This window comes from Lentibacillus jeotgali (genome assembly GCF_000224785.1).
Taxonomy (GTDB): Bacteria; Bacillota; Bacilli; order Bacillales; family Amphibacillaceae; genus Lentibacillus; species Lentibacillus jeotgali.
The window spans coordinates 358,083-383,537 of the sequence record NZ_AGAV01000005.1 but is presented as its reverse complement, the minus strand read 5'-3'; the positions used below and the strand labels follow the sequence as shown (position 1 = coordinate 383,537).

Below are 25,455 nucleotides of genomic sequence, written 5' to 3'. Positions count from 1 at the left end.
AAAACACATGAACACTCAATCTTATATTATTTTGTCTTGATCGGTTGTCAACATCGGGCCATCTTTCGTAATAACAACTGTATGTTCATACTGCGCGGAACGCCCTTGGTCCACTGTACGGGCCGTCCAGTTGTTCGTATCCATTTTGCTTTGCCAGCTGCCTTCATTAATCATAGGCTCGATCGTAATTACCATGCCTTCTTTCAGCCGTGTTCCTTTGTTCGGCAGGCCAAAATGCGGAATGTGCGGTTCTTCATGCAATGTCGGTCCGATACCGTGCCCAGTGAAATCACGAACGACTGAAAATCCTTCACCTTCAGCATATGTTTGGATCGCATGTCCAATATTACCAATCCGATTACCTGCCTGAGCCTGTTCAATTCCTTTATAAAGTGATGTTTTCGTAACATCCAGCAGTTTTTCACCTTTTTCATCAAGCTTTCCAACTTTGTAGGTCCATGCGGAATCCGCTAGTCCGCCATTGAGATTGACGACCATATCAATCGTGACAATATCGCCTTCAACAAGCTTTTCTTCGCGCGGAAAACCGTGACATATTTCATCGTTAACTGAAGCACACGTTGCATATGGATAACCGCTGAATCCTTTCTGTTCAGGGGTTGCCCCATGCTGAGCCAAAAACTTTTCCGTAAATGCATCAATTTCCATCGTTGTAATGCCCGTTTTAATCATTTTAGCTATCTCTTTATGGCATTTGACAAGCACATCACCTGCCGCCTGCATCTTTTCAATTTCCCGTTTACTTTTACGTGTTATCATACCGTTCGTCCTTTCCTGCAAAATTGCACATAAACCTTTGCCATCCACTTTAATAATTGTACCATCTAACACAAGAAAATGCAGAGGAAATAACAATCCCCTGCATTATAAATATGCTATGATTTAACCACTGGTTTCAACACTTCATCACGAAGCTACAGGTAATCGGTAACAGAATATATTTTTCCATTCACCACACTTGTTTCATCAGTCAAAATATCTACCAGAATACCACCAACTGTATCTGGATCTTTCAACTGATTATTTTGCTTATATCCGCGGAATTGATCAACTTCGATAAATGCATCCTTATCACTCTGACGGATTTTTTCCTGCATATCGGTGTCCATAATCCCCGGACTGAATGCGATTACTTTGTTTTGGGTCTTCAGTTCATCCTGTTCCAGGGCGGCTGTTTTTGTAAACATATTAATGCCCGCCTTCGATGAGCAATAAGCACTCCAGCCGTATACAGGTCTTTCCGCAGCGCCAGAAGTAATCATGGTGCTGATAAACCGGACATCCCGCTCAGCAGCTTTTTTCAGAAATAAATTTGTCAGTATGATTGGGCTGGTTGCATTCACCTGAATGTGATGTGCGACATCAGCACTTTGTGTATTCATTGATTTATCAATTGGCTCCAGTACCCCTGCATTGTTAATCAGATAAACTGTATCAGGCTCCTGTGAAAATATGTCTTCACTGATTTGCTGAAATGTTTTTTCCGTTTCCTCCATATGACTCAAATCACAGGAAAAATGCTGATAGGTCACACTGTTTGCCGATGCTACCTCATTAAGTTTATCGTTCTTGTATCGGGATATTCCCGTCACATGAATGCCTGACTCCATTAAAAGCTGGGCAATTGACTCCCCTAATCCTTTTGATACACCCGTCACGACAGCATACCGCATAAAATAACCCCCCTCTATTTCACCTTATATGATGTATAATACCCGCATTCAGACAATCGAAAACAATGCTATTCTGTAGTGACAATCGCCTGGCTTTCCATTTTCAGATCACATATAATGATTGTGATGTCGCCTTATTTTTTAATATCAGCCCAGTAATGGACGAGTGTTTCCATCCCTTTATCAAAACTATCCAATGGAAAACTTTCATTTGGTGAATGCAGACGATCGTCTGGCGTGCCAAATCCGAGCAGAACAATTGGAATATTATAAATATCTTCAATCCACTCAACTACCGGAATTGATCCGCCCATGCGCACGTATACAGTTTCCTTGCCAAATGCTTTTGTGTAGCTTTCAGCAGCTTTTTTGATAAGCGGGTTATCTGGTTCCACCTTATAAGCTTTAGCGGACAATTTTTCTTTCTTTACATCAACCGTAACACCTGATGGTGCAGCTTGATGAATATGTTTCTCAAGAAGTTCCTGAATCGTTTCGGGATCCTGGCCGGGAACGAGGCGGCAGGTAATTTTGGCTGTTGCCGTTGATGGAATGATTGTTTTTGTCCCTTCACCCTGATAACCGCCGTACATGCCATTTATCTCGAATGTCGGCCGTCCCATTGTATGTTCTTTAGCGGTGTAGCCCTTTTCAGATACCGTTTCTTTCACACCGGTTGATTCCTCATAATTTTCACCCTGCACATTTTTAATTAATTTCCGCTCATTTTCAGAGAGTGGCTCAACACCGTCATAAAATCCGTCAACCGTGACAACCTCATCTTCATTTTTCATCGACGTCAAAATATGGTTTAACGCCATAATCGGATTCCGAACTGCTCCACCGTACATGCCTGAATGGAGATCATGGTCAGGGCCGTTCACATTGATTTCGATCCCTGTGAATCCTTTCAGCCCATATAAGATGGTTGGCTGGTTTTCAGCAACCATTCCCGAGTCTGAAATGACGGCAAAATCAGCATCGAATTGTTCTTTTTTGTCATGCAGTACTGTATAAAGATTTTCACTGCCGATTTCCTCTTCACCTTCTATACAGACTTTAAGATTTATTGGTAATTTCCCTTCTGAATTCATATACGCTTCAAAAACAGCCAGATGCATGAACACTTGCCCTTTGTCATCACTCGACCCGCGTGCATATAAGCGACCGTCCCTAATTTCCGGCTGGAACGGATCACTCTTCCACTGATCAATCGGATCAACCGGCTGAACATCGTAATGCCCGTAAAACAATGCTGTCGGCGCATCAGATCCGGCCTGACTATACTCAGCAAAAATAAGCGGATGTCCGCCAGTGTCCTGCTGTTCTACCTTGTCAAAACCAATATCATTTAAATATTTCTCCAAATAGTCTGCAGCAGCCTTAATATCTTGTTTATGTACACTGTCCGTGCTGACACTTGGAATTGATAAAAACGTTTTTAACTTTTCAAGCAGCTGTTCGCGATTTTCAGATAAGTATTGCAACGCCTGCTTACTCATTAGTCATTCCTCCATTCGTTTTGTTTCATTTTAGCATATATTATAACAGAAAAACGGTTCAGACATTCAGTACGGTACATCTGGCTGATAATCTTTTCTTCCGCTCATGATTTCCCTCTTCTGCTGATACCTTAACTTTTTCCAGCAAAAAAGACAGCCTTTTGAAAGACTGTCCCACGAAATGGTGCATTTAAATACTTACCTTGCAAAAACTTGATCCCACTCATCTTTTTTAGCCAGCATATCTTCAGCAATTGTCTTAGCACCTTCTAGGCTATGGTTGGCTGCCCAGCCGCATTGGAATTCATTGCATGCTGGTACTTCATCCGCTGCCAGCACGTCTTTGAACGTTTTTTCAAGTGCATCCACGACATCTTCATAGTTATCATTGTTGAGGATTTGCAGATAAAAACCTGTCTGACACCCCATCGGTCCAATGTCCAAAACATTTTCCATATGATTGCGGATATTTTCTGCCATTAAGTGCTCAATAGAGTGCAGACCCGGCATGTCCATATGTTCCTTATTCGGCTGTTTAAACCGGATATCGTATTTATATACTTTATCACCGCTTACACCAGTCGTAACACCAGTCAGACGAACGTAAGGGGCTGCAACTTTTGTATGGTCAAGGTTGAAACTTTCCACATTCATTTTTTCTGCCATGAATATCGCTCCTTTAGCCTAAACGCATATTTCTCTATTTCAAACGTAACATTAAATTCAATATCTGTAAAAATTTCTGTACATAGAACGGTTATTCACTGGTTTTGCCGATTAGGAAAACTCAATATTCGGCTCGTCTTACAGCGAGTAGCGAGGTCTGACGTTAAAACAAAAATGGGTGTACACCTCATCTGTGTACACCCATTTTTAAGTTATGTTATTTAGTTATTATTCTGCTGTGGGAAAACACGTTCAATCATGTTGCCCATCTGATCGAATAACCCTTCAACAGGTTCTCCGCTGTCAGCATCATTGGCATAGTTGCCTGCCAAGTCAAAGAAATCAGGGTTTGTCGACACATACACATTATCAACATCTGGGTCCACTGTTCTGACGATACCAGAGATTTCTTCTTTTACGGCATCCGTTATTTCGCCGCCTTCGTTGTTATTATTATTATTGTTGGTTATCCCATCAATGTTTGCGTTGTTATTTCCGTTATTGTCATTGTTGTTTCCATTGTTATTGCCGTTATTATTATTGTTGTTATCACCATTATTGTTATCTCTGTCCAATTCTGCAGCCACATAAGCGTTATTGTCTGTTTTGATGACATAGGCATTATCGATACTGTCAACCTGATCAGCTATACGTTCAGCAGCTTCATCTGCCATTTCATATTGGTTCTCGTTATTTCCGTTATTACCATCGTTATTTGGTGTACGGTTGCCATTGTTCATGTTATCCGTATTGTCGTCGTCACCATCAAAACGCGTCTGCTCGACATTGTTATCTCCGTTCTGACCTTCTTCATTACCGCCATTTCCATTATCATTGGTTCCACCATTACATGCAGCAAGTACAAAAGTTGCTGCAAGTATGATACTTAAAAGTTTCCATTTCATTGTATTTAAAGCCCTCCTTACTGTTTTGAATTTAGTATGTAACAGTAAAAGGAATTTATACATTCACAGAAATTGGCAGGCACACCATTTTTGTTTTAGACAATATATATAATATTCGGGGACACTAATAACTGATCCTTTTCAACATGAAGGAGGGCAAGAAATGGAAATTCCAGATTACGACAAAGCGTTGTACTATACCTTATGGGGACAGTGGGATGAATTGCTTGTGCTGATGGTTCGCACAAATGACGATATGCTGTCCAAAAAAATCCAGCTCTTCCTGCATGCTTACCATTACGCGCCTGAGCAAACTAAAATCATCGAAACACACGATGAGCTGCTGTACTATATTGACCATGCCATGAAATATACGCCACCTGTTGCTATGGAAGTGTAAACACAATAAGGACACGGGGTGTGATTAAACCCCGTGTCTTTCAATAGTGCATTTTTATTTGGGCCCTGTTTCATTATTGCCTGAATTTTTGTTTCCATTGCTTCTTTTTTGATGACCTTTCGCCTTGTCGTTGTGGCGCTTGGGTTTGTCGTTTTCTTTTGCTTTGCCATTGTTATATTTTTCCTTGTCATGTCCTTTTTCGTTTCCACTGTTTTGTTCAGGATTATCGTGGCCTTTTCCTTTATTTTGAATTGCCTTATCATGGCCCTTGGCTCTGCCATTACTTTGCTTTGCTTTTTCATGACCTTTTGCTTTACCGTTATTGCCATTCTGCTTCACTTTATTTTTGGTGTTGTTATCAGACATTTTTTTATTTAAATTATTTTCATTATCATTTCTTTCGGCATTTTTAGACTTTGGATGTTTTGCTCCCTTTGAATGGTCAGATTTATCATTGTCATACTTATCTGTCTGTTTGTCAGGCTGCTCGGTCTTATCGGTTTCTTTTTCCTCAGGCGATACACCACTATCGGATTTGACCGGCTGTTTTTTATCAGCAGCATCCCCGGAATGATTGTTAATATTGTTATAAAATGAATGTAAAATTTCTCTATCATCTTCATCCACGGACGGCGCTGCGGCTGAATTGTCTTCGTCTGATCCAGTGGAAAAGCCTGATTCGACAAGACTGATTGCCATCAATTGGTTCATCGATTCTGTCTTATCCTGCGCCTGCTCCCGAACTTCTTTTGGAATTTGCATAGTCACTACTTCCCATCCCTGGCCATCTTTCAGGAAATGGTCTTCGATCGCTTCAATGACGGATATCTGATGTGTATCAGGGACATAGCTCACACCGGCAAGCATGTTTTTTCCGTTACGCAACAGGTCCGCTTTTTCACTTTCGGAGATAAGTTTTTCGATGACGTCTGTCAGCTGCTCACCTTCATATGCATTAAGCTGCTTTTCAAACGTTTCAGCGTCTTCGTTTAAAGGAACAATTGACTTCACGTTTAAATGATCATCTATTTGCAATTCCACGCTAGGATTGATGGTTATATTAACATAAGCATATGTCTTATCGCTGTCCATCATAATATATCCAGGCATCAATAAAAGCAATACGCATGCGATGGCAGCTATTTTAAACGGTCTTTCTGATATGTAATGAACTACCAGAGGGCGTTTGTCTTTATATGGTTGATAGCTGACTTCTGTGCCGACACCTGCATTTTCCAGCGGGCGTGCTTTTTGGAATGTGCCATCCTTTAGCATGACAATTATGTAATTGCGATGCTTTTCCATTACAATGCCCTTATTCACTACCCCACCCCCTTCAAATACTCCTTAAGATATGTGTAATCCTCATCCATAATAATGAAAATGGCCAGGATAAATTTACGATTTCGTTCCAACGTTTTCTTACTGACATTCACCAGTTTGGCCAGATTTTTAAGCGGAAGTTTCTTCTTCTTTTTCACATGTTTTCTTAAATCAGTATTATTATACAATGTACGTGCCACCGCAATTGCTGTTTCTCGTGCATCTCTATGTTTTGGAGAGACATCCGTTAACTGAACCAGCGACAATTTATAAGTGCTGAGTTTTTCTTTAAAATCCATAATCTCCTCCCTGAGATACTTGGCATCCTGCTCTTCACGGTACGATTCTTTTACTGCGAGAACTTCAACTGGGTTTTCCATATGTTCCTCATCATAACTATCGTCCAGTGACATGGCGATCGGCGTTTTTTGCACGTAGCGGATGTAATCAATGACTTTCCGCTTCACGACAAGTCTGGCGAAAGTCAGGAATGAACTGCCTTTTTCCGGGGAGTAAGACATAATGGCCTCATTGAAGGCACTTAGGCCAATACTGAATTCATCATCTGCCTGTGGATCAATATAACGTTTGCATACCTCAGAAACACATCTGGCAATAAACGGTTGGTAATTTTTCAGGAGATGATTTTGTATATTTTGATCACCCTGCTGCGCCAGGATGATCATATCTTCAAGGGGGCTTTCCTTTAATGGTTGATTGCTTGGCAACGTGCAGCACCCCCAGCTATTAAAAAATTCGTTATATAAGCATACTTTTTGGGTGTGGTTTTCAGTGAATCATGTTCAATTAAGATGTTTACCTTTATATCATTAACGTTCATGATCTATCCACCATCTTCAATAAAAATATTTGCAGCACTTATCATCGTACCGTACCGGACGTATGGTTTCGACAACAGGTTTATTACATTTGTTTTAAAAATCCGTTACCACCCCACTATAGCAGTATTCGGAGTGAAAAGGGAGGTGTTTTACAAAAATCGGCATCAATTGAAAAAAGATGCCTTCTATAGACATCCTTCCTCCCTGTAGATCACTGTAGCTCGCGTATTATCGATTCTTTTGAGCCATAGCTTGCTTTGTCTTTCAACTTTTCCAAATTCATATCAACATATAAATCGCCTTCAACCCAGTCGGCGGATTGGATAGCTTCAGGCCTAATCAGATAGAGTGGATTGCCAGCAGCCACATCATCACTTCTGACAACAAGATAACGAATCTTCCAGTAGGAATCATCGATAATGAACTCAGTTAATTCGCCGATTTTGCCGTTATTTGCATGAACTCTGTATCCAGCCGCTTCCTCAGAGCTGCGTAAGTTATGCTCCCATTCGTTCGGTGTCTGATCCTCATGTGCTGCACGATCCTCAAAATGTGCAAGCGGTGTGTCTTCAACACCCCATAACATACCGCCAAGCCAATACCTGCTCCAGCCATAGTACCCTGTCAGAGCCATCTCCATATCCTTGGAAAGTGTCGCATCTACTGGTATTGACGGGCTATTTCGGACGGTTTCTTTATCATATTCAACATCGACACGCTGATTTTGCGTATCAATCGATCTAAAAGCGGCCGGTGACAACATAATTCGTCTTGACGGCAGCCACCTCCGTGAATCCAATACCGCATAACGAACAACCCATTTGTTATCATCAAAATACAAATCCTGAATTTTTCCCATTGATCCATCAGACGCTTCAATGTGATATGTGTTAAAGTCTGTCGTAAAATAAAGCATTGCAACTCACCTCCTGTGTTTATAACGTGCAATGTGTCTTTACAATGCTTTTCCCTGAGAAAGTGTGAACTAAACAGTGCGGTCAGCCGTGTTGGTTATGATAGTACTCAATCGGAATAAATAAACCGACGCGCCCATGTGTATCGTGATGCAGCGTTGCAAACACAATACCGATCACCTTGCCATTCTGATTGATCACTGGACTGCCGCTGCTCCCCCGGTAAACCGGCGCCTCCATCATAACAACCGGTTTTTCCCAGCCGCTTAACTCAAGTCTATCAAGGACTCTCCCTTTATTGGCTATGCCGCTGAACCTGATCGGATTACCGATGAAATAAACCTGTTCATCTCCCGGTTCAAACGTCGCTTTATCCGCAAGCTCCAGGTGTGGCATCTGTTCTCCGCTGACATCCAATACGGCCAGATCCACCGATGGGTATGATGCCACAACATCACCGGAAAACAATCCTTCTTCCGGATAAGCCACTGTCACAGATTCTTCATCCTCCACCACATGGTGATTGGTTATAATCGTCCCGTCAGCCGATATTGAAAAACCGGTTCCTCTTGAATCCTCCGTTTCAATAACGACCACCGACTCTTTATATGCCTGAATGTCATCCTGTGTCGACAGCTGGGCAGATGAGATCAGAAAATCAATTGCAGGTATGGAAAATGTTCTCGGAATAAGTGAGATAACATTTAACAGCATGGCAGCGGCAATCAGCCAGAACACCCACTTTGGAAAAGGAGGCCGAGGCTTTCGGTTTTTGTTCTCGCGTGCTCTTGCTAGTGCTTTCTCCCTTTCCTGTTCCACAAGTTCGTACAGTTCTTCCTCATCAAGCTCTTCGTACAAATCATCATCAATACTATCACGATTTCTCTGATCGTTATCCATAAAACACCGCCCGTAAGCCCTTGATTATTCTCAATGAATGACCTTAATGCCTAATTTTTTTATACTTCTATTATACCATTTTCAGGCAAAAAGATTGAATCTGTAACCATATGAATAACAAGGCAGTTTGTCCATTATTTCGCCATATTTATGTGTGATAATTATCACATTTTTACATTATTGTAATGAAAAAAACCATAAAAATGATATAATTTTAAGAGAAACTGAATATGGGCGTGGGTGCATATGTTGCTTAAAGGACATTACAATAAGATTGAACCGGCTTCAGGAGCTATCATCATGGCATGCGGCATTTTTCTGATTGGGGCTGTTGAAGCGTTTCCGATACTTGATGCTGAATATGGCAAATACCTGGCATTTTTTCTGCTTGTCGCTTGGGTGATTATTTACAAAGATTTGTCGATACAGTTTTTTCACCGGGATTTTCTGATTCCATTCATTCAAAATCCGGTCAACTCGTTTGTCATTGGAACATGGATTGCTGGCGTCTCCGTGCTGTGCAATGTGTTCTTGAGATATTTTCCTGAAATTTTATTACTGACACAGGCAATGGCCATTTTCAATACATTTTTATGGCTTTTCTTTTTGATTAATTGCTTTTATAATTTTAAACAATTATTATTTGATTATAGGGATTTTCCAGTTCACGGCGCCATTTTGCTCTCAACTGTTGGAACCCAATCAATCATTATTTTATTGAATAATGTCTTTTTCCAGTTTCCCGTTTACTTTTCTGAAGCGATTATCATACTGGGGCTTGTCTTTTACCTTGCTGGTGTAACGCTGATTTTTAACAGATATGTCAGACACCATAACTGGACACTTAGCGATGATTGGGCTAATACAAACTGCATTATCCACGGGGCCCTGTCCATTACCGGTCTTGCCATTGTCACAACGAATACATTCACATCTGAATTTGTCACATATTTTTGGTTTTTTGTGTTTGCTTTATTAATTATTGTAGAAGCAGTTGAAGTGGTCCGCATCGTTAAACGAGTCAATCAATATGGGTGGAATAAGGCGATTTTTACGTATCATGTCACCCAATGGTCCCGAAACTTTACTTTTGGCATGTTTTACACATTCACATTGGTTATGCAGGAGAACCCATTTTATTCGGTTTCTGAGCCGCTTTATAATTTTCAACGGGCATTTTTGGATTATTGGGCATGGATCGTGCTCCTGGCTATACTGTGGGAAATTGCTATTTTCATCAAGGCAAGACTTATCGAAATCTACAATGAAAAGCTGATTCTTAATGATACAACACAAAAGGAAGGATGATTGAAAGTGCTACTCGATGAAATACTTGCGTACAATAAAGAATTTGTGAACGAAAAAGAGTATGAACCACTTCGGACCGATAACATACCCAATAAGCGGACGGTCATCTTCACATGTATGGACACACGGTTGGTTGAACTGCTTCCAAAAGCATTGGACATCAGGAATGGCGATGTCAAAATGGTTAAAAATGCTGGTGCAATTCTCCGTGATCCTTTTGACAGCATCATGAAAGGCATTCTTGTTGCCATTTACGAATTAAAGGCTGAACAGGTTATGGTAATCGGTCACCATGATTGCGGCATGTCGCACACGGATCCGGCAGCATTTAAACAGAGCCTGATGGAAAATGGCATTACAGAAGATGCTCTCAATACACTGGAACATAGCGGTATTGATTTGGATAATGAATTCAGCGGGTTTGACTCTGTTGAAGATTCCGTCAAAGAAAGTGTTTCGGTCGTCCGTAATCATCCGCTGTTACCGTCATATGTAAATGTTCACGGTCTGGTCATCGACCCTGCAACAGGCAAGCTCGATTTGGTAACAAGAGGATAAGGAAAAACCGGCGTATTTTCGCCGGTTTTTTCTTATATCAAGTATGATATTCATCGCTTTCTTCCAAGTTCTCTGCCAATCCGGACAGGACATGGATACTCACTCTCTACCCTCGTCTCATCATTTGGATCATGATATTTCAATACGCCCGTCACCATATTTTTGAAGGATGCTTAGTCATTCTGATTTTTATCTTGTAAAGTTTCATCCCTTTGTTTCTTTCGCTTTTCTCTCTGTACAATATGAATGGTAGGCGGCTGGTAACCCTTGCTAGCACGAATATCTTCATTGGAAGCCCTTATGAAGGACCAGGCCAGAAGCCCCATAATAAACAGAACCGGGAACCCGGCGACAATACTAGCTGTCTGCAATGTCTGTAAATCACCAACATACATAAGTACCAGTGGCATCAGGCAAAGTGTAAAAGCCCAAAACAGACGGTTCCAGCGCAATGGTTCTTTTTGAACTTTCCTTTGAACAACCGCTGCAAGAATATAGGAAGAGGAATCAAACGTTGTTGCCAGAAATACGATGGCCAGTACAGTAAATAGGGTCACCATGATCCCGGCCATAGGCAACTGATCCAATATAGCAATGATTGCAGCTTCCGGGCTCGTTTCGTTCATGTACCCGATAACGTCAAAAGTTCCGGAAAGCTGCAGGTGCAGTCCGTAGTTACCCATGATCCCGAAAAAGAGGACACTGCCAATCGTGCCGTACAAAATCGTGCCAATAATCATTTCTTGAATAGTACGTCCACGGGAAATACGTGCTACGAATAAACCAACAAACGGTGCATACACAACCCACCACGCCCAATAGAAGACGGTCCATGCTTCCGGGAAACCAGTTTCCGTAAAGCCCTCTACATTAGCAAGGGGTTCAAGCCATGTCGCCATTTCGAAAAAGTTATTTAAAATGAGTCCCAAGCTTGTAAAGGTTGTCTCACTAATGAACACAGTCGGCCCCATAACAAATATAAAAGCAAGAACAAAAATAGCGAGCCATAAATTTATATCACTCAGTACTTTTATACCGCGCCGGAGCCCCGAATAGGCACTAATCGCAAAAATAGTCGTACATAGAAGCATGATAACAGTGTTAGTTGCCATGTTGGTTGGAAGTCCCGTGATATTATTAACACCTTGTGCTATCATCGGTGTGCCTAAGGCAAGTGTTGTCCCGGCGCCTCCCATAAGCCCGAACATGAACAGCACATCAATGGTATTGCCAAGTGGCGTATCGACGACTTTGCCAAGAACCGGCCGAACCGCCTCACTTATTTTCAGAACAGGTTTTTTTCGGACATAGTAAAAATAAGCTATTGGCAATGCCGGCAATGTGTAGATTGCCCAGGCAATCGGCCCCCAATGGAAAATACCATATGCCGGTGCCCATTTAATAGCTTCCTGTGACCCACCTTCAATACCAAAAGGCGGCCCCTCGTAATAAAAGGCCCACTCGATCATTCCCCAATAAAGGATACTCGAACCGATGCCAGCAGCAAATAGCATGGCTGCCCAGGAAAACGTGCCAAATTCCTTATCTTCATTTTTATCTCCAAGTTTTATATGGCCATTTTTGCTGAATGCAACAAATAACAAAAAGGCAAAAGCAGCCAAACCAAAGACTAAGTACATAACTCCAAAATTTCCGGTCATAAAGCTGTTTGCCATATTGACAATTTCATTGCCTGCCTCCGGAAAAACAGCCAAAGGTATTGATACAGCCAGTAAGAGAATTAAAGCAGCTATAAAAGTAGGCCAATCGATTAATTTTTTGTTCATGATGTTCATCCTTTCTTAAGCCAGTTTTTCTGAATACTTGCGGGTATTCATTTTTTAGTTTGGTGTGCTAACCTTCCAATACCACCAAAAGCAAGGAGTCGTTCTATTTTAGGGCAAACATTTCAAAACTAATGATTATTCAGCATAATGAAATGGGATTTTTTTGCAGGAGTCCAGTCAGCATGGACAAAGGAAAAGAAGCATTCGTGCGGGTTTGTCAATTGCAAACATCTTCCACCATAATAAATATTCACATTTTTATCAAATGGCACGTAAACTGAAATAATCCGATAAAAATGTGTATAATGAGAATATCTAATAAAAAAATGCCAAAATCAGATATATAGGCCAAAATACGACATTTATCAACATAGTCATGGACCAAAAAATAAAACCGTCTCCAATGCATTGGAGGCGGTTTTATCCAAATTAACTGATTTCTCGTCTTAACGGGCAGCAGGACACCACTTCAATATTTCAGTGGTGCTTAATGAAGTTTCACTTTTCCCCGCATATAATGGTCAGTAACCAGCCAAAAAAACGTCGGGTAACTGGCCTTAAATGCCCGATTCTGTTCAACTAACATTCAGTGGGGTAAAGCGCCCCACTGAATGAAGTTTCACTTTATCCAGCCGTTTCCTCTCCGATGGTCTTAATAATTTCAATCACCCGCTCGCGTGCTTTCTCGCTCTTGTATTTCTTCATATGGTCAATCATGATCGGTGCCTGCTTTTTCAGTTTGAACAATTCGTCGGTCAATGACGCTTCCGTTAAATTCTCCTCTTCCATAACACGTGCATAATCCTTGTCCTTGAATGAATTGGCGTTTATGATCTGATCCCCCCTGCTTGCCGATCTTGACAGCGGAATCAGCAGCATCGGTTTATGAAGTGCTAGAAATTCGAAAATCGCGTTAGCACCGGCACGTGACAGCACAAAGTCGGTTGCTGCAAACAGATCCTTCAACGCTTCATTAACATATTCAAACTGGGCATACCCATTATTATTTACGGCCGGATCAATTTTTCCCTGGCCGCATATATGGGCAATCTGGAACTCCGGCAAAAGCTGATCAAGACTCGCGCGCACCATCTGATTGATTTTTTCCGCTCCGCCGCTGCCACCCATAATGAGCAATACCGGTTTCTCTTTGGTAAAACCACACAATTCCAGCCCTTTCTCCTTATCACCCTCGAAAAGTTCATCACGGATGACTGCCCCGACATATTCAGCTTTCTTCTCAGGCAGATAGTCGATTGTCTCCGGAAAGGTAGCCAATACTTTCTTGGCAAACGGCATCGCAATTTTGTTGGCAAGACCCGGTGTGAAATCAGATTCGTGAATGACTGCCGGCACACCGCGGAGTTTTGCCGCCATTATGACAGGTACGGACACGAAGCCGCCCTTGGAAAATACAACAGCAGGTTTCCGCTTGCCAATGATATGCCACGCCTGCATGGTTCCTTTCAGCACTTTAAACGGATCTTTGATATTCTCCTTTGATATGTAGCGGCGCAATTTACCGGTGGAAATTGGATGGTATGTGACACCTTCCAGTGATTCAATCAGCCTGCGTTCTATCCCGTCTTTGGAACCGATATAATCAATCTCCCATCCTTCTTTCTGAAAAACAGGGATAAGGGCAAGGTTCACAATCACATGACCGGCTGTACCGCCGCCAGTAAATAAAATTCTTTTTGCACTCATAAACAATGCACTCCTTATTTCGCAATCCCGCACAAGACGATTTAATCATTCTTGCATTTAAAATAACTTCTTCTATCCTAAGGGAAAAATGATTAAAAAGAAAGAGCATATATATGAAACATCCACAGTCAAAATGATATATATCGAAATCAATAGCAAAGATAGCCCGAATCCTGCCTGAACAAACTGCACTGACAAAATATAAAAGCAGGCACTAATCGCTCTTAGATCAGTACCTGCCTTTTATCCCGCATATAATTGGCGGTAACAACGTGTATCCGGGCAACGAATTAACTAAAAAGGTTTATAGAAACAGACCTGCCATAGTAGCCGACAGAATCGATGCCAATGTTGCACCGATGAGCAGCTTCATTCCAAATCCGGAAACTTGTACAGCTTTCTTGCTGTCTATTCCCTGTACTGTTCCTGCAATAATGCCAATCGATGAGAAATTGGCAAAGCTTGTCAGAAATACCGTAACAATTCCAATTGTTTTTTCCGACATGGAGCCCAGCATTTGTTCAAATTCAAGCATGGCGACAAATTCGTTGGTAACAATTTTCGTACCCATAACACCGCCTGCCTCAATTACTTCCGCTGGAGAAATACCCATTAGAATACCGATCGGTGCGATAATGTAACCGAGGATTTCCTGTAGCGTAACGCCCGCAAAGACTAATTGGATCAGCCAATTAACCAACTCCAAGGATGCAATAAATGCAATCAGCATCGCGGCAACAATCAAAGCAATTTTACCGCCGTCCAGGGCCCCATTACTCATTGCTTCAAAAATACTTTTATCATGGGAAACTTCTTGTACGTCAACCTTATCTTCCTCTTCTGGAATATTCACCGGAGCAATAACTGAAGATAAAATTAACGCACTGAACATGTTAAGTGGCAACGCTGCCAGTACATATTCAGGCGGCAGAATTTGCAGGTACGCTCCCACAATTGACGCAGAAACCGATCCCATGGCGGATGCACTCACAATGTAAAGCCGATTGTTATCCAAATGATGAAATTGTGTTTTGATCGCGAGCAATGCTTCAGACTGTCCGAAAAAAATACTGTTTACTGCATTAAATGATTCTACCCTTGGCAATCCGGTTATCTTTGATAATAATCCGCCCAAATATTTAATAATCGGGGGCAAAATTCTTAAATATGTCAAAACGGAAAGAAGGGTTGCGAAAAAGATAATCAGAAGAAGAACATTAAAGAAGAATACACTTCCTCCTTCTGCAATCTGAATGCCGCCCACAACGAAATTAACACCGGCTGTACCGAATTCAATTAACTTATTAAATCCGGCCGAAATCCACTCGATGACTGTACGGCCTACCGATGTATATAACATGAACCAGGCAATGATAAGCTGGGCAAGCAACATGATACCGAGGCCCTTATAATTTATATTTTTCTTATCATTGGACATTAAATAGGCCAGTCCCAATACAATTATAATTGCTAAAATACCAAGCAAAATATCCACTGATGTACCTCCCTCTTATGTTAAGCGAACCCATGCACAGATACTGAAACTGCTTACAATTTCGCTTTTTTCCAAATATGATTTTACCAGCTTGTCAGACGTCTGGCAATATTAATTTTTTATACGGCTATATTAGTTATTCCCTGTAAAGGCAAATATTAACATGATCTGGAACATTTCGTTTTAGACTAAAAGTGATTTCCTCATGTCATAATGCATACCAAATTGAACATTTGGTATTATCGATTTTGGAACGTTTGACGATTATTTTCTGTTTAAAATCAGATTTTTAGCAGATGCGTTTGTTTGTAAACATGGTATAATACCTATTAGGGAGGTGAAAAGATGAGCGAAGATATGAAAATGGTGCTAACTGAAATTCAAAAACTAAATAGCCGATTTGATGCCACAGATCGACAACTCAAAACGTTCGACGAAAGATTCAATACCATGGATGGACAACTTAAAGCGATCGATGAAAGATTCAATACCGTGGATGGACAACTCAAAACGTTCGATGAAAGATTCAATACCGTGGATGGACAACTTAAAGCGATCGATGAAAGATTCAATACCGTGGATGGACAACTCAAAACGTTCGATGAAAGATTCAATACTGTGGATGGACAATTCAAAGCGTTCAATGAAAGATTCGATACCATGGATGTAACGTTTAACGACATGAATGGCAGACTCATAAATGTCGAAGATCAGCTTCGAATTATCAGAGAACAAACTGCCAAGAATTATGAATTTCAGATAATAATGGAACACACAATAAACGAAAAAGTAATGGACATGGAATCCGACATTAAACTGTTAAAAAAAGCAGTCACCAGCTGAACAGCCCCCAAAGATCACCCCATTCAAAGCAGATCTCAATAATTTTCCATATAAAACCCTCGCCACGATTTTTCATCAGAGCGAGGGTTTATTCATGTTAACTAGCCTTCCAGCAATAAATCATAAGGATCTTCCAGCAGTTCTTTTATACGTACAAGGAACTGTACAGCTTCCTTACCATCAACGATCCGGTGGTCGTATGATACTGCCAGATACATCATTGGACGCACTTCAATTGAATCGTCCGGCATAACCACAGGGCGTTTTTGAATATTGTGCATACCAAGTATTCCAACCTGTGGAGAATTCAGGATAGGCGTTGATAGCATTGATCCAAAGGTACCTCCGTTTGTAATGGTGAAGGTCCCGCCCTGTAGATCATTCAGCGCCAATTCCTTATTGATTGCCTTTTTACCTAAATCACCGATCTCTTTTTCAACACCTGCGAAGTCCAGTTTGTCTGCATCACGCACAACTGGTACAACAAGTCCTTCGTCAGTGGAGACGGCAATCCCGATATCATAGAATTTTTTCTTAACAATTTCTTTGCCCTGAATTTCTGCATTCAGAAGCGGGAAGTCTTTTAACGCGCCGATAACTGCTTTGGTAAAGAAGGACATGAAGCCTAATTTGACGCCGTGTTTTTCTTTGAAGTCCTCTTTACGCTTATTACGCAATTCCATAATAGCTGACATATCGACTTCATTAAACGTCGTCAGCATAGCCGCTTCCTGCTGCACCCCTACAAGATGATTGGCTATGGTCTGACGACGGCGGGACATCTTAATTCTTTCAACTGGCTTATCGAACTCTGTTTTCTCAGATTGTTTTGGCTCTTCTTTTTTAGCCGGCTTGGATTCCTTCTGATCGCTTCCGCCTTTAGCTGCAGAATCAACATCTTCCGGACGGATACGCCCCAATGGGTCTCGCGGCTGAACATCGCTCAGGTCAATGCCAAGCTCACGGGCACGCTTCCGTGCTGCAGGTGATGCAATGACATCTTGGTTGCTGTCGGATGAATCATCCTGTTTGTCTTCTTTATCCTGCTTTTCCTGTTTGTCTTCTTTTTCAGGCTCTTGGGATTTCTCTTCTGTTGGCTCAGATTTTTCGGGTTCAGGGGATTCTTCTTTTTTGCCTTCGTCTGAATCGCTTCCGCTTGCTTCCCCATTTTCATCCAGCTTGGCAATCACTTCGCCGACTTCCACATCATCGCCTTCTTCGGCAACAATTTCGGTTATAACACCTGCATAATCCGTGTTCACTTCGACATTGACTTTATCAGTTTCCAATTCGACAACCGCTTCGCCTTTTTCAACTTTGTCACCCTTTTTGACGAGCCATTCGGATATGGTTCCTTCTGTAATCGACTCGGCAAGTTCCGGTACTTTAATTTCACTCACTGGAATCTCCTCCTTCTGACGGGTTAATTGCTTGTTCAATGATTTGCCGCTGTTCTGCTTTGTCTACGTTTGGTTCTCCTACCGCCGGTGATGCACGGTGTGGTCGGCCTATATATCTTAGTGTCTGACCTTCACTCAATAATTCTCTCAGATAGTCATCAACAAAATCCCAGCTTCCCATGTTCTGAGGTTCTTCCTGTACCCAGACGATCTCTTCCAAATTAGGCAGCTCTTTTAATTCTTTTTCAAGCTGTTTTTTCGGGAACGGATAAATCTGCTCCAGTCTGAGTGCACGCAGCCACTCAAATTTTTCATCCGAATTTTCAATGGCATCTTCAATATCAACCATAACCTTACCACTGCCAATTAGCAGTCTTTTTGCATTTTTCTTGCTCACTTTCAGGCTTGGTTGCTGTCTTAATGGTTCGAACTTGCCTTCTGAAAATTTTTCAGGGCTTGAAGCGACACGCTGATTACGCAATAAACTCTTTGGCGACATTAAGATTAACGGACGCGCTTCTTCCCTTCCGCGCATAGCTGCCTGTCGGCGAATCAAATGGAAATACTGTGCCGACGATGTGACATTGGCAACAATCCAGTTGTTTTCCGCCGCCAGCTGCAAAAAGCGTTCCAGACGTGCACTGGAATGTTCAGGCCCCTGACCTTCATATCCATGCGGCAACAGCATGACCATATTGGACTTATCGCCCCATTTTGCCCGTGCTGCTGAAATAAACTGATCAAAAATAACCTGAGCAGCATTGGAGAAATCACCAAACTGCGCTTCCCAAATGACAAGTGTGTTCGGCGCTTGAACACTGTAACCATATTCAAACCCTAAAACACCAGCTTCTGACAATGGGCTGTTGCGGATATCAAATGATACATCCACACCTTCAAGTCCATGCATTGGGCAGTATGTTTCACCTGTTTCGGCATCATGCAGAACTAGATGTCTGTGGGCGAACGTTCCGCGCTCTGTATCCTGTCCGGTTAACCGAATTGGAATGCCGTCGTTCAGAATGGATGCATAGGTCAATGCCTCGCCTGCACCCCAGTCTGCTTTATTCCCCTCTTCCAGGACATTATCGCGCCGGCTCAGGATCCGTTTTAACTTGCGGAAAACAGTAAAACCTTCCGGGCGTGATTGCAAGTCTTTATTCAGCTTTTTTAATGTTTCCAGAGATACGGCTGTGTCAAACCGATCAAGACCATTTGTCAAAGCTTGCGGCATACTTTTGACTTCCGTTTCAGCCGCGTCATCTTCTTTCATATTTTCATAAATCTCACGCAGGTTCGACTCGGTTTGATTTTTAAGATCGTTTAACTTGCCTTCTTCAACAATCCCCTGTTGTTGCAGTTTTTCAGCAAAAACATTTGCTGCTGTAGGATGATTATCAATATCGTGATACAGATAAGGCTGTGTCGCCCGCGGTTCATCCATTTCATTATGACCGTAGCGACGGTAGCCAACAAGATCAATCAGAAAGTCTTTATGGAATTTTTGACGGTATTCATACGCCATTTTCATAGCAACAACACAGGCAACCGGATCATCAGCATTCACGTGAACAATTGGAATTTCAAATCCTTTTGCCAAATCACTTGCATAATGTGTTGATCTGCCATCTTCCTGGTTCGTCGTATACCCGAGAAGGTTGTTCGCAATGATATGGAGGGTTCCGCCTGTCTGATAGCCTGGCAGCCCTTTGAAGTTCAGCGTTTCAGCAACAACACCCTCACCGATAAACGACGCATCGCCATGAATCAATAAAGGTAATGCTTTATTGAAATCCTGCTCAGGATAGCCTTTTTGGAAGCGGCTGTCCTGACCTGCACGCGCAAACCCTTCGGCAACGGGGTTCACGAATTCCAGGTGTGATGGGTTATTGGCGAGTGTAATACGTGTTGATGTTCCGTCATCTTCCTGGACATCTTTCGTCGCTCCAAAGTGATATTTCACATCGCCTGTCCATCCGGAATTAATGCCGGAAGAGCCTTCGGAAGGGATCAATTCCTTATCAGGCGAATGGTGAAACTCGGAGAATATCTTATCAAACGGCTTACCTAGAACGTGTGCCAATACACTGAGACGGCCTCGGTGCGCCATACCCATCATGATGTGCTCAATCTTATCCTCGATTGAATTTTTAACCACTCGATCAAGCATCGGAATCATGGATTCAAGGCCTTCAATGGAAAAACGTTTTTGACCGACAAACGTTTTTTGCAGAAACTCCTCAAATCCTTCCACTTGAGCCATACGCTCAAGCAGACTTTTTTTGTTTTCTGCTGAACTAGCTGAATGGTATCTGCCTGATTCGATATAATTGAGCAGCCATGCCCGTTCATCATCACTGTTCACATGATCATATTCAAACGTAATGGTGCCGGAATACAACTTTTTCAGCTCCTGGATAACCTCAAACCCGTCATCCACGCTATCCGGAGCTTTTTCCCACAGTAAGTTGGCCGGTATATTGCGTAAATCTCCCACAGATAATCCGTATGTGTCCGGATCAACCATATCTGTACTGCGTTCGTCGCGGCCAACCGGATAAATATCCGCCTCAAGATGTCCAAAACGACGAATAGCCTCAACAAGTCTCATTGCTGAGGTCAGTTTTTTAATATTAGTGGTAGATGATACTGGCTCAGATACTGCTGTCTGGCTTGAGCTTTGCGCAGGTCTTGTCCAGTCAGGGGCACCATGCTTGTCGAAAAGTTCTACTAATGATGGATCAACTGCATCACGGTCTTCCTTATATAACTCATATTGTTCCTCAATGTAACCCATGTTTGGCCCATGAAAACTGCCCCAGAAACTTTCATGAGTTTCTTCATTTTGTGCCACGTCTATACCCCCATTAGAAGTTAACTTTATCCCGTTGCTAAACGGCTTTTCAAACTCTGTTGCTATTATAGATCTTTAGCGTCAGTTTCATCAACTAATATACCCTATTTTCGACAAGGAAACAACAGCGAATCCGGTATTCAAAAAATGAAATAATTCGAACGTATTGAATTCTGTCACACGGGTATTCATACCGGTGATTACGAAATAAGTGAAATGGCATCATTGGCAGTTATTCCCTGAACGCTTACTGTTTAATCAATGGAAATTAACGAAAGGTGATACGATTTCGGTAAAATGAGCTAATGGTTCACATTAGAGGAATTATCCTATATAATAAGGACATAATATAATCAATACGTTGTATACATATGTCTATACGAGGAGGCAATATCATGAAACTGTTACTGATATTGGGTGTTACCGTAACCTTTGTTGTTTCCTGCTTTACAGCGGGATACGATGCCAAACCCGGTGTACCAAAAAATGACCAATAAAAAGAAACTTCATTCAGTGGGTGCTTTTACCACCGAATGTTAGTTAAACAGTAAAAGCATCGGCAGCTAAGCCGATGCTTTTATGACATTATGAACACTATGCCATCCCCGGAAACCCTTGTTGCCTCAAGGCTTCGTACACAATAATCGCTGCCGTGTTTGCCAAATTCAGCGAACGTACCTTATCACCCATATGCACCCGCAGGCATTGATCTTCCTTCCCTTTCAAAAACTCCTCCGGAAAGCCGCTGCCTTCGCGACCAAACACAAAAAACAAATCCTGACTTGTATCAGTGAAATCATAATTATTGTAATAATTTGAACCGACGTTTTCAATGTAGTAATATTCCCCATCAGGATGTGCTTTGTATAAGTCCTCAATAGAATCATATTCCCGGACGTCTACATACGGCCAGTAGTCCAGCCCTGCCCGGCGAACCATTTTATCATCAGTGGAAAATCCCAGCGGGCGTATTAAGTGCAACGTTGCGTTTGCTGACAGACAAGTTCTGGCAATATTACCTGTATTGGCAGGGATTTCAGGTTGAAATAATACGACATGCAAACTCACTGTTCCATTCTCCTCTTCCAAATTTACATCAGCTATTTTAATGACACTTTTTGAACACCGCAGATGACATTCACGTTGAAGTCTTCTCTACGAAACATACACTCTCGCAGATAGCAGCAAGGCAAACAACATTTTGAGAAAGACTGCTTCGTATTGCCGATGTTTGTGCTCTTCTGCTCATGTTCGCGCTCCTTCTGGCGATGTTTTCCTTATAACAACTTCATTATTATATCACTACTCGCCAATTCGGAAAAACTTATATTGAATATCCGGGGTCCAGGCTGTGGAATCTTCATATGACCAATAGCGATTTCGGCTGTTATCGGTATGAGCATTAACCAGCGGCATTTCATCGGCATCCTTGGAAACAACAATTGTATTGTGATTCCAGTTGCCATCACCTTCAAAATCATAGCATATAATATCACCAGGAATAAGATCGCGGGCCGACTCCATTTCTTTTCCTTTTAACCCCGACGTCGAGCCGCTTAAATACCAGCGCAATGAATGCGCGACGGCCCAGCTATAGCTCCAATTGTCATTCTGATACCACCAGCCGCTCCCCCGGTCAGGTGCCCCCCGCATCGGGGCTCCTCCAGCGTGCATACATTGCGAGACGTAATTGGTACAATCGACATCAAACTTCCTATATGCTGGATTATAACTGTTCCACCATCGCTCAGCATACTGAACGGCTACCCGTCTGTCATAGGAAAATCGGTCGCCTGACAGCTCCCTGAGAGAAACGGGCTCAAGAGTGGCTTTGTTTCCCATTTTAAATGGAACTTTCACCGGCTTATGTTCCATTATTTTCCCATTCGCCCACCTGAATTGAAACGGAATCACCTGTTCTTCCCTAAAAAAAAGACTTTGCTGCTTGACTAAGAATGTTATATGCAATAAATACCGGTATATCGCTAGACCGGAATGCCGGAGTTCTTCATACACATGTCCCTGACCGCTGATGCGGACAATTTCGGCCTCGCGTTCACGATATAAATTTTGCTTGCGTCGCCACCAGTCATCTTCTTGCAGACTGGACCGGAAAAAGTCAAGCCAGCTGTCTTGTAATGTTTCCATAAAAAATCCCCTCCATCACTAGTATATGGAGAGAATGATTGTCCAAACCACGTTATTCAGACTCATGTGTCAGGAGGAACTCTTTTTTGTCCAAACCGCCGCCGTAGCCGACCAATTTGCCATCGGCTCCAAGAACACGGTGACAGGGCACTACGATCGAAAACGGATTTTTATTAACCGCCCCGCCGACTGCACGGACGGCTTTCGGATTATCAATCGTTTCCGCGATATCTTTATATGTCTTCGTTCCGCCGTATGGAATTGTATCATACAATGCCTGCCATACCTTCTGCTGAAACGGAGTACCATAAAAAGAAAAATCAAATGTAAAGTCCTGCCGTTTGCCCTGGAAGTATTCATTCAGTTCGTTTGCAGCATGGGTAGTTTTTTCAGAACGCCGAACAAATACTGGATTATCAAAATAACGTTTACTCCATTGCTGCAGCTTACCTTCAACATCGGCAAACGATCCATAATCGATTCTGACAATCTTTTCCCCATCACTGACAATCGTCAGCATACCAACCGGGGAGTCCATTTCACCGTAGTACATCTCCATCATTAACGCCTCTTTTCGAGTAGTTTCAATTAGGTGTCCGATGCCCTTTTCCTTTTTTGTAAATATCGTTGCTCTTTTCCCTCATAGTTGAGATAAGTTGCGACATAGTGAAAAATTTGTGTGCGATAATACCGCTTCGGAAATACACTTCGCTAAGTTTTGTTTACGGACTTTATATTTTACGACGGACAAAGCCCCGATTTCTCAACCATTAACCTAGCAGGAATACTTTTGCTGCCTGAATGACTCGCTTTTTTTCCAATCGAAGTTTTGTGTTGTTCGATCGCGTGAAGCTGGCATAAGGTCGTGTGGCGCTCTGAATTTAGCGCGAGAGTGGCACAGAATCGCGCGACACTCTCTGAATTTCGCGTGAGGGTGGCACGAAATCGCGTGACACCCTCCAGATTTCGCGCGAGAGCATTCCTCGTACTCAGAAATCGTGAACAAAAAATACACTGTCATTACGTCGCAGTTTATAGATTCTGTGTCAAAACATTAATATTTTAGAGAACACCTTTTTTAAACGCCAGGCCTTTTTCCATTTCAGCAAGGACTTGTTCATCACGTTCCTTTTCAATTGCTGATTCAATCGCCAAAAATGCTTCACGTGTACCGATTTTTCCAAGCGACCAGGCCGCCGTACCACGGATAACCGGCCGCGGATCATTCTTCATAACGGCAATCATATCCTGAACAGCCGTCTCGTCCTTATAGTGACCAAGGGCAATCAGGGCATTGCGCTGCAGCGGTTTTTTCCCGCGCCATGAACCGGCTATGTGCCCGAATATATTTTTAAATTCGCGGTTGGATATCCTGAGCAGCGGCTTCAATTTTGGCTTAGCCACATCCGGCTCCGGCTCAAACTCAGGATGGTGATGAAAGTCAATTTTCTTATTATACGGGCAGACGACCTGACACGTGTCAAAACCATAAATGAAATTACCGATTTTCGGACGGAATTCATCAGGCATGAAATCTTTCGTTTGGGTTAAAAATGCAAGGCATCGCTGGGCATTCAGCTGTCCGCCCTGAACAAGCGCACCGGTCGGGCAGGCGTCCAGACATTTTGTACACGAGCCGCAGCCATCCTCTAGCGGGGTATCCGGAATAAATGAAAGATTTGTGATCAGTTCACCCAGATAAACATACGAGCCGAATTCGGGTGTGATCATCGCGGTGTTCTTGCCGCTGAATCCGATCCCCGCCCGTTCAGCAACAGCCCTGTCGGACAGTTCGCCTGTATCAACCATTTCTTTCATCGACGCTTCAGGTACCTTTTCTTTGATAAAGGCTGAGAGTTTGCTGAGTTTTTCCTTTAATACGTCGTGATAATCCACACCCCACGAAGCACGGCAAAATACGCCGCGGCGCTCTTCTTTTGTACTTTTCGGAGCATCTTTGATACGCGATGGATACGCAAGCGCAATGGAAATGATCGATTGTGCTTCCGGAAGCAGCCTGTCAGGTTCTGTCCGCTCCTCAATCGAACCTTTTTCGAAACCCGACTGGTAACCGAGTTCCTGCTGACGCTTCAGCCGTTCTTTCAATCCTTCAAATACATCTGCAGAAGCAAACCCGATTTTGTCGATGCCGATTTCTTCGCTGTATGCAATAATTTCCTGCTTGAGCTGCTCTGTTTTCATTCGGGCT

At 42.5% G+C, this 25,455-nt stretch carries 22 protein-coding genes; 4 read left to right on the top strand and 18 right to left on the bottom strand.

All coding sequences use genetic code 11. The features are described from left to right. Positions 1–21: 21 nt before the first annotated feature. The 5 genes from map to ON01_RS04620 all read right to left on the bottom strand — a co-directional run bounded on the left by map (position 22) and on the right by ON01_RS04620 (position 4,767). Entirely contained in the window at positions 22–780 is a 759-nt protein-coding gene (gene map / locus ON01_RS04640) for a type I methionyl aminopeptidase (RefSeq protein ID WP_010529837.1), read from the bottom strand. Positions 781–935: 155 nt separating this feature from the next. Further along, complete coding sequence (locus tag ON01_RS04635; protein WP_010529836.1) at positions 936–1,694, bottom strand: (S)-benzoin forming benzil reductase; 759 nt, start codon at positions 1,692–1,694, stop codon at positions 936–938. Between the two features lie 134 nt (positions 1,695–1,828). Further along, positions 1,829–3,196, bottom strand: coding sequence for a dipeptidase (locus tag ON01_RS04630; protein ID WP_010529835.1), 1,368 nt, complete (start codon positions 3,194–3,196; stop codon positions 1,829–1,831). A gap of 198 nt (positions 3,197–3,394) precedes the next feature. After that, positions 3,395–3,862, bottom strand: coding sequence for an S-ribosylhomocysteine lyase (locus tag ON01_RS04625; RefSeq protein ID WP_010529834.1), 468 nt, complete (start codon positions 3,860–3,862; stop codon positions 3,395–3,397). Positions 3,863–4,083: 221 nt separating this feature from the next. Next, positions 4,084–4,767, bottom strand: a complete 684-nt coding sequence (locus tag ON01_RS04620) for a YhcN/YlaJ family sporulation lipoprotein (protein ID WP_010529833.1) — start codon at positions 4,765–4,767, stop codon at positions 4,084–4,086. A 163-nt stretch (positions 4,768–4,930) separates the two neighbouring features. Here ON01_RS04620 and ON01_RS04615 point away from each other — a divergent pair, with 163 nt between their 5' ends. Then, positions 4,931–5,167 (top strand): YhdB family protein, encoded by a 237-nt coding sequence (locus ON01_RS04615; RefSeq protein ID WP_010529832.1) that lies wholly within the window; start codon positions 4,931–4,933, stop codon positions 5,165–5,167. Between the two features lie 54 nt (positions 5,168–5,221). Here the strand turns inward: ON01_RS04615 and ON01_RS04610 are convergent, their stop codons facing one another. The 4 genes from ON01_RS04610 to ON01_RS04595 all read right to left on the bottom strand — a co-directional run bounded on the left by ON01_RS04610 (position 5,222) and on the right by ON01_RS04595 (position 9,146). Next, positions 5,222–6,490, bottom strand: a complete 1,269-nt coding sequence (locus tag ON01_RS04610) for an anti-sigma-I factor RsgI family protein (protein WP_010529831.1) — start codon at positions 6,488–6,490, stop codon at positions 5,222–5,224. After that, on the bottom strand, positions 6,490–7,218 hold the full coding sequence (sigI, locus tag ON01_RS04605) for an RNA polymerase sigma factor SigI (RefSeq protein ID WP_010529830.1): 729 nt from the start codon (positions 7,216–7,218) through the stop codon (positions 6,490–6,492). Before sigI ends, ON01_RS04610 begins: the two co-directional genes overlap by 1 nt. A gap of 325 nt (positions 7,219–7,543) precedes the next feature. Beyond that, positions 7,544–8,248, bottom strand: a complete 705-nt coding sequence (locus ON01_RS04600; protein WP_010529829.1) for a PRC-barrel domain-containing protein — start codon at positions 8,246–8,248, stop codon at positions 7,544–7,546. An 82-nt stretch (positions 8,249–8,330) separates the two neighbouring features. Beyond that, a complete protein-coding gene (locus tag ON01_RS04595; RefSeq protein WP_010529828.1) occupies positions 8,331–9,146 on the bottom strand; it encodes a S1C family serine protease in 816 nt (271 codons plus the stop codon). Between the two features lie 246 nt (positions 9,147–9,392). Between ON01_RS04595 and ON01_RS04590 the strand changes: the two genes are divergently transcribed. After that, complete coding sequence (locus ON01_RS04590) at positions 9,393–10,454, top strand: TDT family transporter (protein WP_010529827.1); 1,062 nt, start codon at positions 9,393–9,395, stop codon at positions 10,452–10,454. Positions 10,455–10,460: 6 nt separating this feature from the next. Continuing rightward, the gene (locus ON01_RS04585; RefSeq protein WP_029328985.1) at positions 10,461–11,012 is read left to right on the top strand and encodes a beta-class carbonic anhydrase; all 552 of its coding nucleotides are present in this window, start codon (positions 10,461–10,463) and stop codon (positions 11,010–11,012) included. A 173-nt stretch (positions 11,013–11,185) separates the two neighbouring features. Here ON01_RS04585 and ON01_RS04580 read toward each other — a convergent pair whose 3' ends face one another. From ON01_RS04580 to ON01_RS04570, 3 genes are all read right to left on the bottom strand, one after another. Further along, positions 11,186–12,799, bottom strand: a complete 1,614-nt coding sequence (locus ON01_RS04580) for a BCCT family transporter (RefSeq protein ID WP_010529825.1) — start codon at positions 12,797–12,799, stop codon at positions 11,186–11,188. Positions 12,800–13,423: 624 nt separating this feature from the next. Beyond that, positions 13,424–14,506 (bottom strand): undecaprenyldiphospho-muramoylpentapeptide beta-N-acetylglucosaminyltransferase, encoded by a 1,083-nt coding sequence (locus ON01_RS04575; RefSeq protein ID WP_010529824.1) that lies wholly within the window; start codon positions 14,504–14,506, stop codon positions 13,424–13,426. A gap of 304 nt (positions 14,507–14,810) precedes the next feature. Continuing rightward, the gene (locus ON01_RS04570; protein WP_010529823.1) at positions 14,811–16,001 is read right to left on the bottom strand and encodes a NupC/NupG family nucleoside CNT transporter; all 1,191 of its coding nucleotides are present in this window, start codon (positions 15,999–16,001) and stop codon (positions 14,811–14,813) included. Between the two features lie 345 nt (positions 16,002–16,346). Between ON01_RS04570 and ON01_RS18505 the strand changes: the two genes are divergently transcribed. Continuing rightward, positions 16,347–16,844 carry a hypothetical protein gene (locus ON01_RS18505; protein ID WP_010529822.1) on the top strand — a complete coding sequence of 166 codons (498 nt, stop codon included), beginning with the start codon at positions 16,347–16,349 and terminating at the stop codon, positions 16,842–16,844. A 101-nt stretch (positions 16,845–16,945) separates the two neighbouring features. On the opposite strand, the gene odhB is transcribed toward ON01_RS18505, so the two are convergent. The 6 genes from odhB to queG form a co-directional block, all read right to left on the bottom strand. Beyond that, on the bottom strand, positions 16,946–18,244 hold the full coding sequence (gene odhB / locus ON01_RS04560) for a 2-oxoglutarate dehydrogenase complex dihydrolipoyllysine-residue succinyltransferase (RefSeq protein WP_010529821.1): 1,299 nt from the start codon (positions 18,242–18,244) through the stop codon (positions 16,946–16,948). Next, entirely contained in the window at positions 18,237–21,098 is a 2,862-nt protein-coding gene (locus tag ON01_RS04555) for a 2-oxoglutarate dehydrogenase E1 component (protein WP_010529820.1), read from the bottom strand. The genes odhB and ON01_RS04555 overlap by 8 nt, the downstream gene beginning before the upstream one ends. Positions 21,099–21,692: 594 nt before the next feature. Beyond that, the gene (locus tag ON01_RS04550; RefSeq protein ID WP_010529818.1) at positions 21,693–22,166 is read right to left on the bottom strand and encodes a tRNA (cytidine(34)-2'-O)-methyltransferase; all 474 of its coding nucleotides are present in this window, start codon (positions 22,164–22,166) and stop codon (positions 21,693–21,695) included. Positions 22,167–22,400: 234 nt separating this feature from the next. Continuing rightward, entirely contained in the window at positions 22,401–23,246 is an 846-nt protein-coding gene (locus tag ON01_RS04545) for an amidase domain-containing protein (protein WP_010529817.1), read from the bottom strand. A gap of 52 nt (positions 23,247–23,298) precedes the next feature. After that, a complete protein-coding gene (locus ON01_RS04540; protein ID WP_010529816.1) occupies positions 23,299–23,805 on the bottom strand; it encodes a methylated-DNA--[protein]-cysteine S-methyltransferase in 507 nt (168 codons plus the stop codon). A gap of 503 nt (positions 23,806–24,308) precedes the next feature. Further along, the gene (gene queG / locus ON01_RS04535) at positions 24,309–25,448 is read right to left on the bottom strand and encodes a tRNA epoxyqueuosine(34) reductase QueG (protein ID WP_010529815.1); all 1,140 of its coding nucleotides are present in this window, start codon (positions 25,446–25,448) and stop codon (positions 24,309–24,311) included. Positions 25,449–25,455: the final 7 nt, after the last annotated feature.

Excerpts from the sequence above, each read along its gene's own strand:
- map (WP_010529837.1), bottom strand. The coding sequence starts at position 780 with ATGATAACACGTAAAAGTAAACGGGAAATTGAAAAGATGCAGGCGGCA.
- queG (WP_010529815.1), bottom strand. The coding sequence starts at position 25,448 with ATGAAAACAGAGCAGCTCAAGCAGGAAATTATTGCATACAGCGAAGAA.
- ON01_RS04590 (WP_010529827.1), top strand. The coding sequence starts at position 9,393 with ATGTTGCTTAAAGGACATTACAATAAGATTGAACCGGCTTCAGGAGCT.
- ON01_RS18505 (WP_010529822.1), top strand. The coding sequence starts at position 16,347 with ATGAGCGAAGATATGAAAATGGTGCTAACTGAAATTCAAAAACTAAAT.
- ON01_RS04580 (WP_010529825.1), bottom strand. The coding sequence starts at position 12,799 with ATGAACAAAAAATTAATCGATTGGCCTACTTTTATAGCTGCTTTAATT.
- ON01_RS04540 (WP_010529816.1), bottom strand. The coding sequence starts at position 23,805 with ATGGAGATGTACTACGGTGAAATGGACTCCCCGGTTGGTATGCTGACG.
- ON01_RS04575 (WP_010529824.1), bottom strand. The coding sequence starts at position 14,506 with ATGAGTGCAAAAAGAATTTTATTTACTGGCGGCGGTACAGCCGGTCAT.
- ON01_RS04620 (WP_010529833.1), bottom strand. The coding sequence starts at position 4,767 with ATGAAATGGAAACTTTTAAGTATCATACTTGCAGCAACTTTTGTACTT.
- ON01_RS04635 (WP_010529836.1), bottom strand. The coding sequence starts at position 1,694 with ATGCGGTATGCTGTCGTGACGGGTGTATCAAAAGGATTAGGGGAGTCA.
- ON01_RS04625 (WP_010529834.1), bottom strand. The coding sequence starts at position 3,862 with ATGGCAGAAAAAATGAATGTGGAAAGTTTCAACCTTGACCATACAAAA.
- ON01_RS04600 (WP_010529829.1), bottom strand. The coding sequence starts at position 8,248 with ATGCTTTATTTTACGACAGACTTTAACACATATCACATTGAAGCGTCT.
- ON01_RS04630 (WP_010529835.1), bottom strand. The coding sequence starts at position 3,196 with ATGAGTAAGCAGGCGTTGCAATACTTATCTGAAAATCGCGAACAGCTG.
- ON01_RS04545 (WP_010529817.1), bottom strand. The coding sequence starts at position 23,246 with ATGGAAACATTACAAGACAGCTGGCTTGACTTTTTCCGGTCCAGTCTG.
- ON01_RS04595 (WP_010529828.1), bottom strand. The coding sequence starts at position 9,146 with ATGGATAACGATCAGAGAAATCGTGATAGTATTGATGATGATTTGTAC.
- ON01_RS04615 (WP_010529832.1), top strand. The coding sequence starts at position 4,931 with ATGGAAATTCCAGATTACGACAAAGCGTTGTACTATACCTTATGGGGA.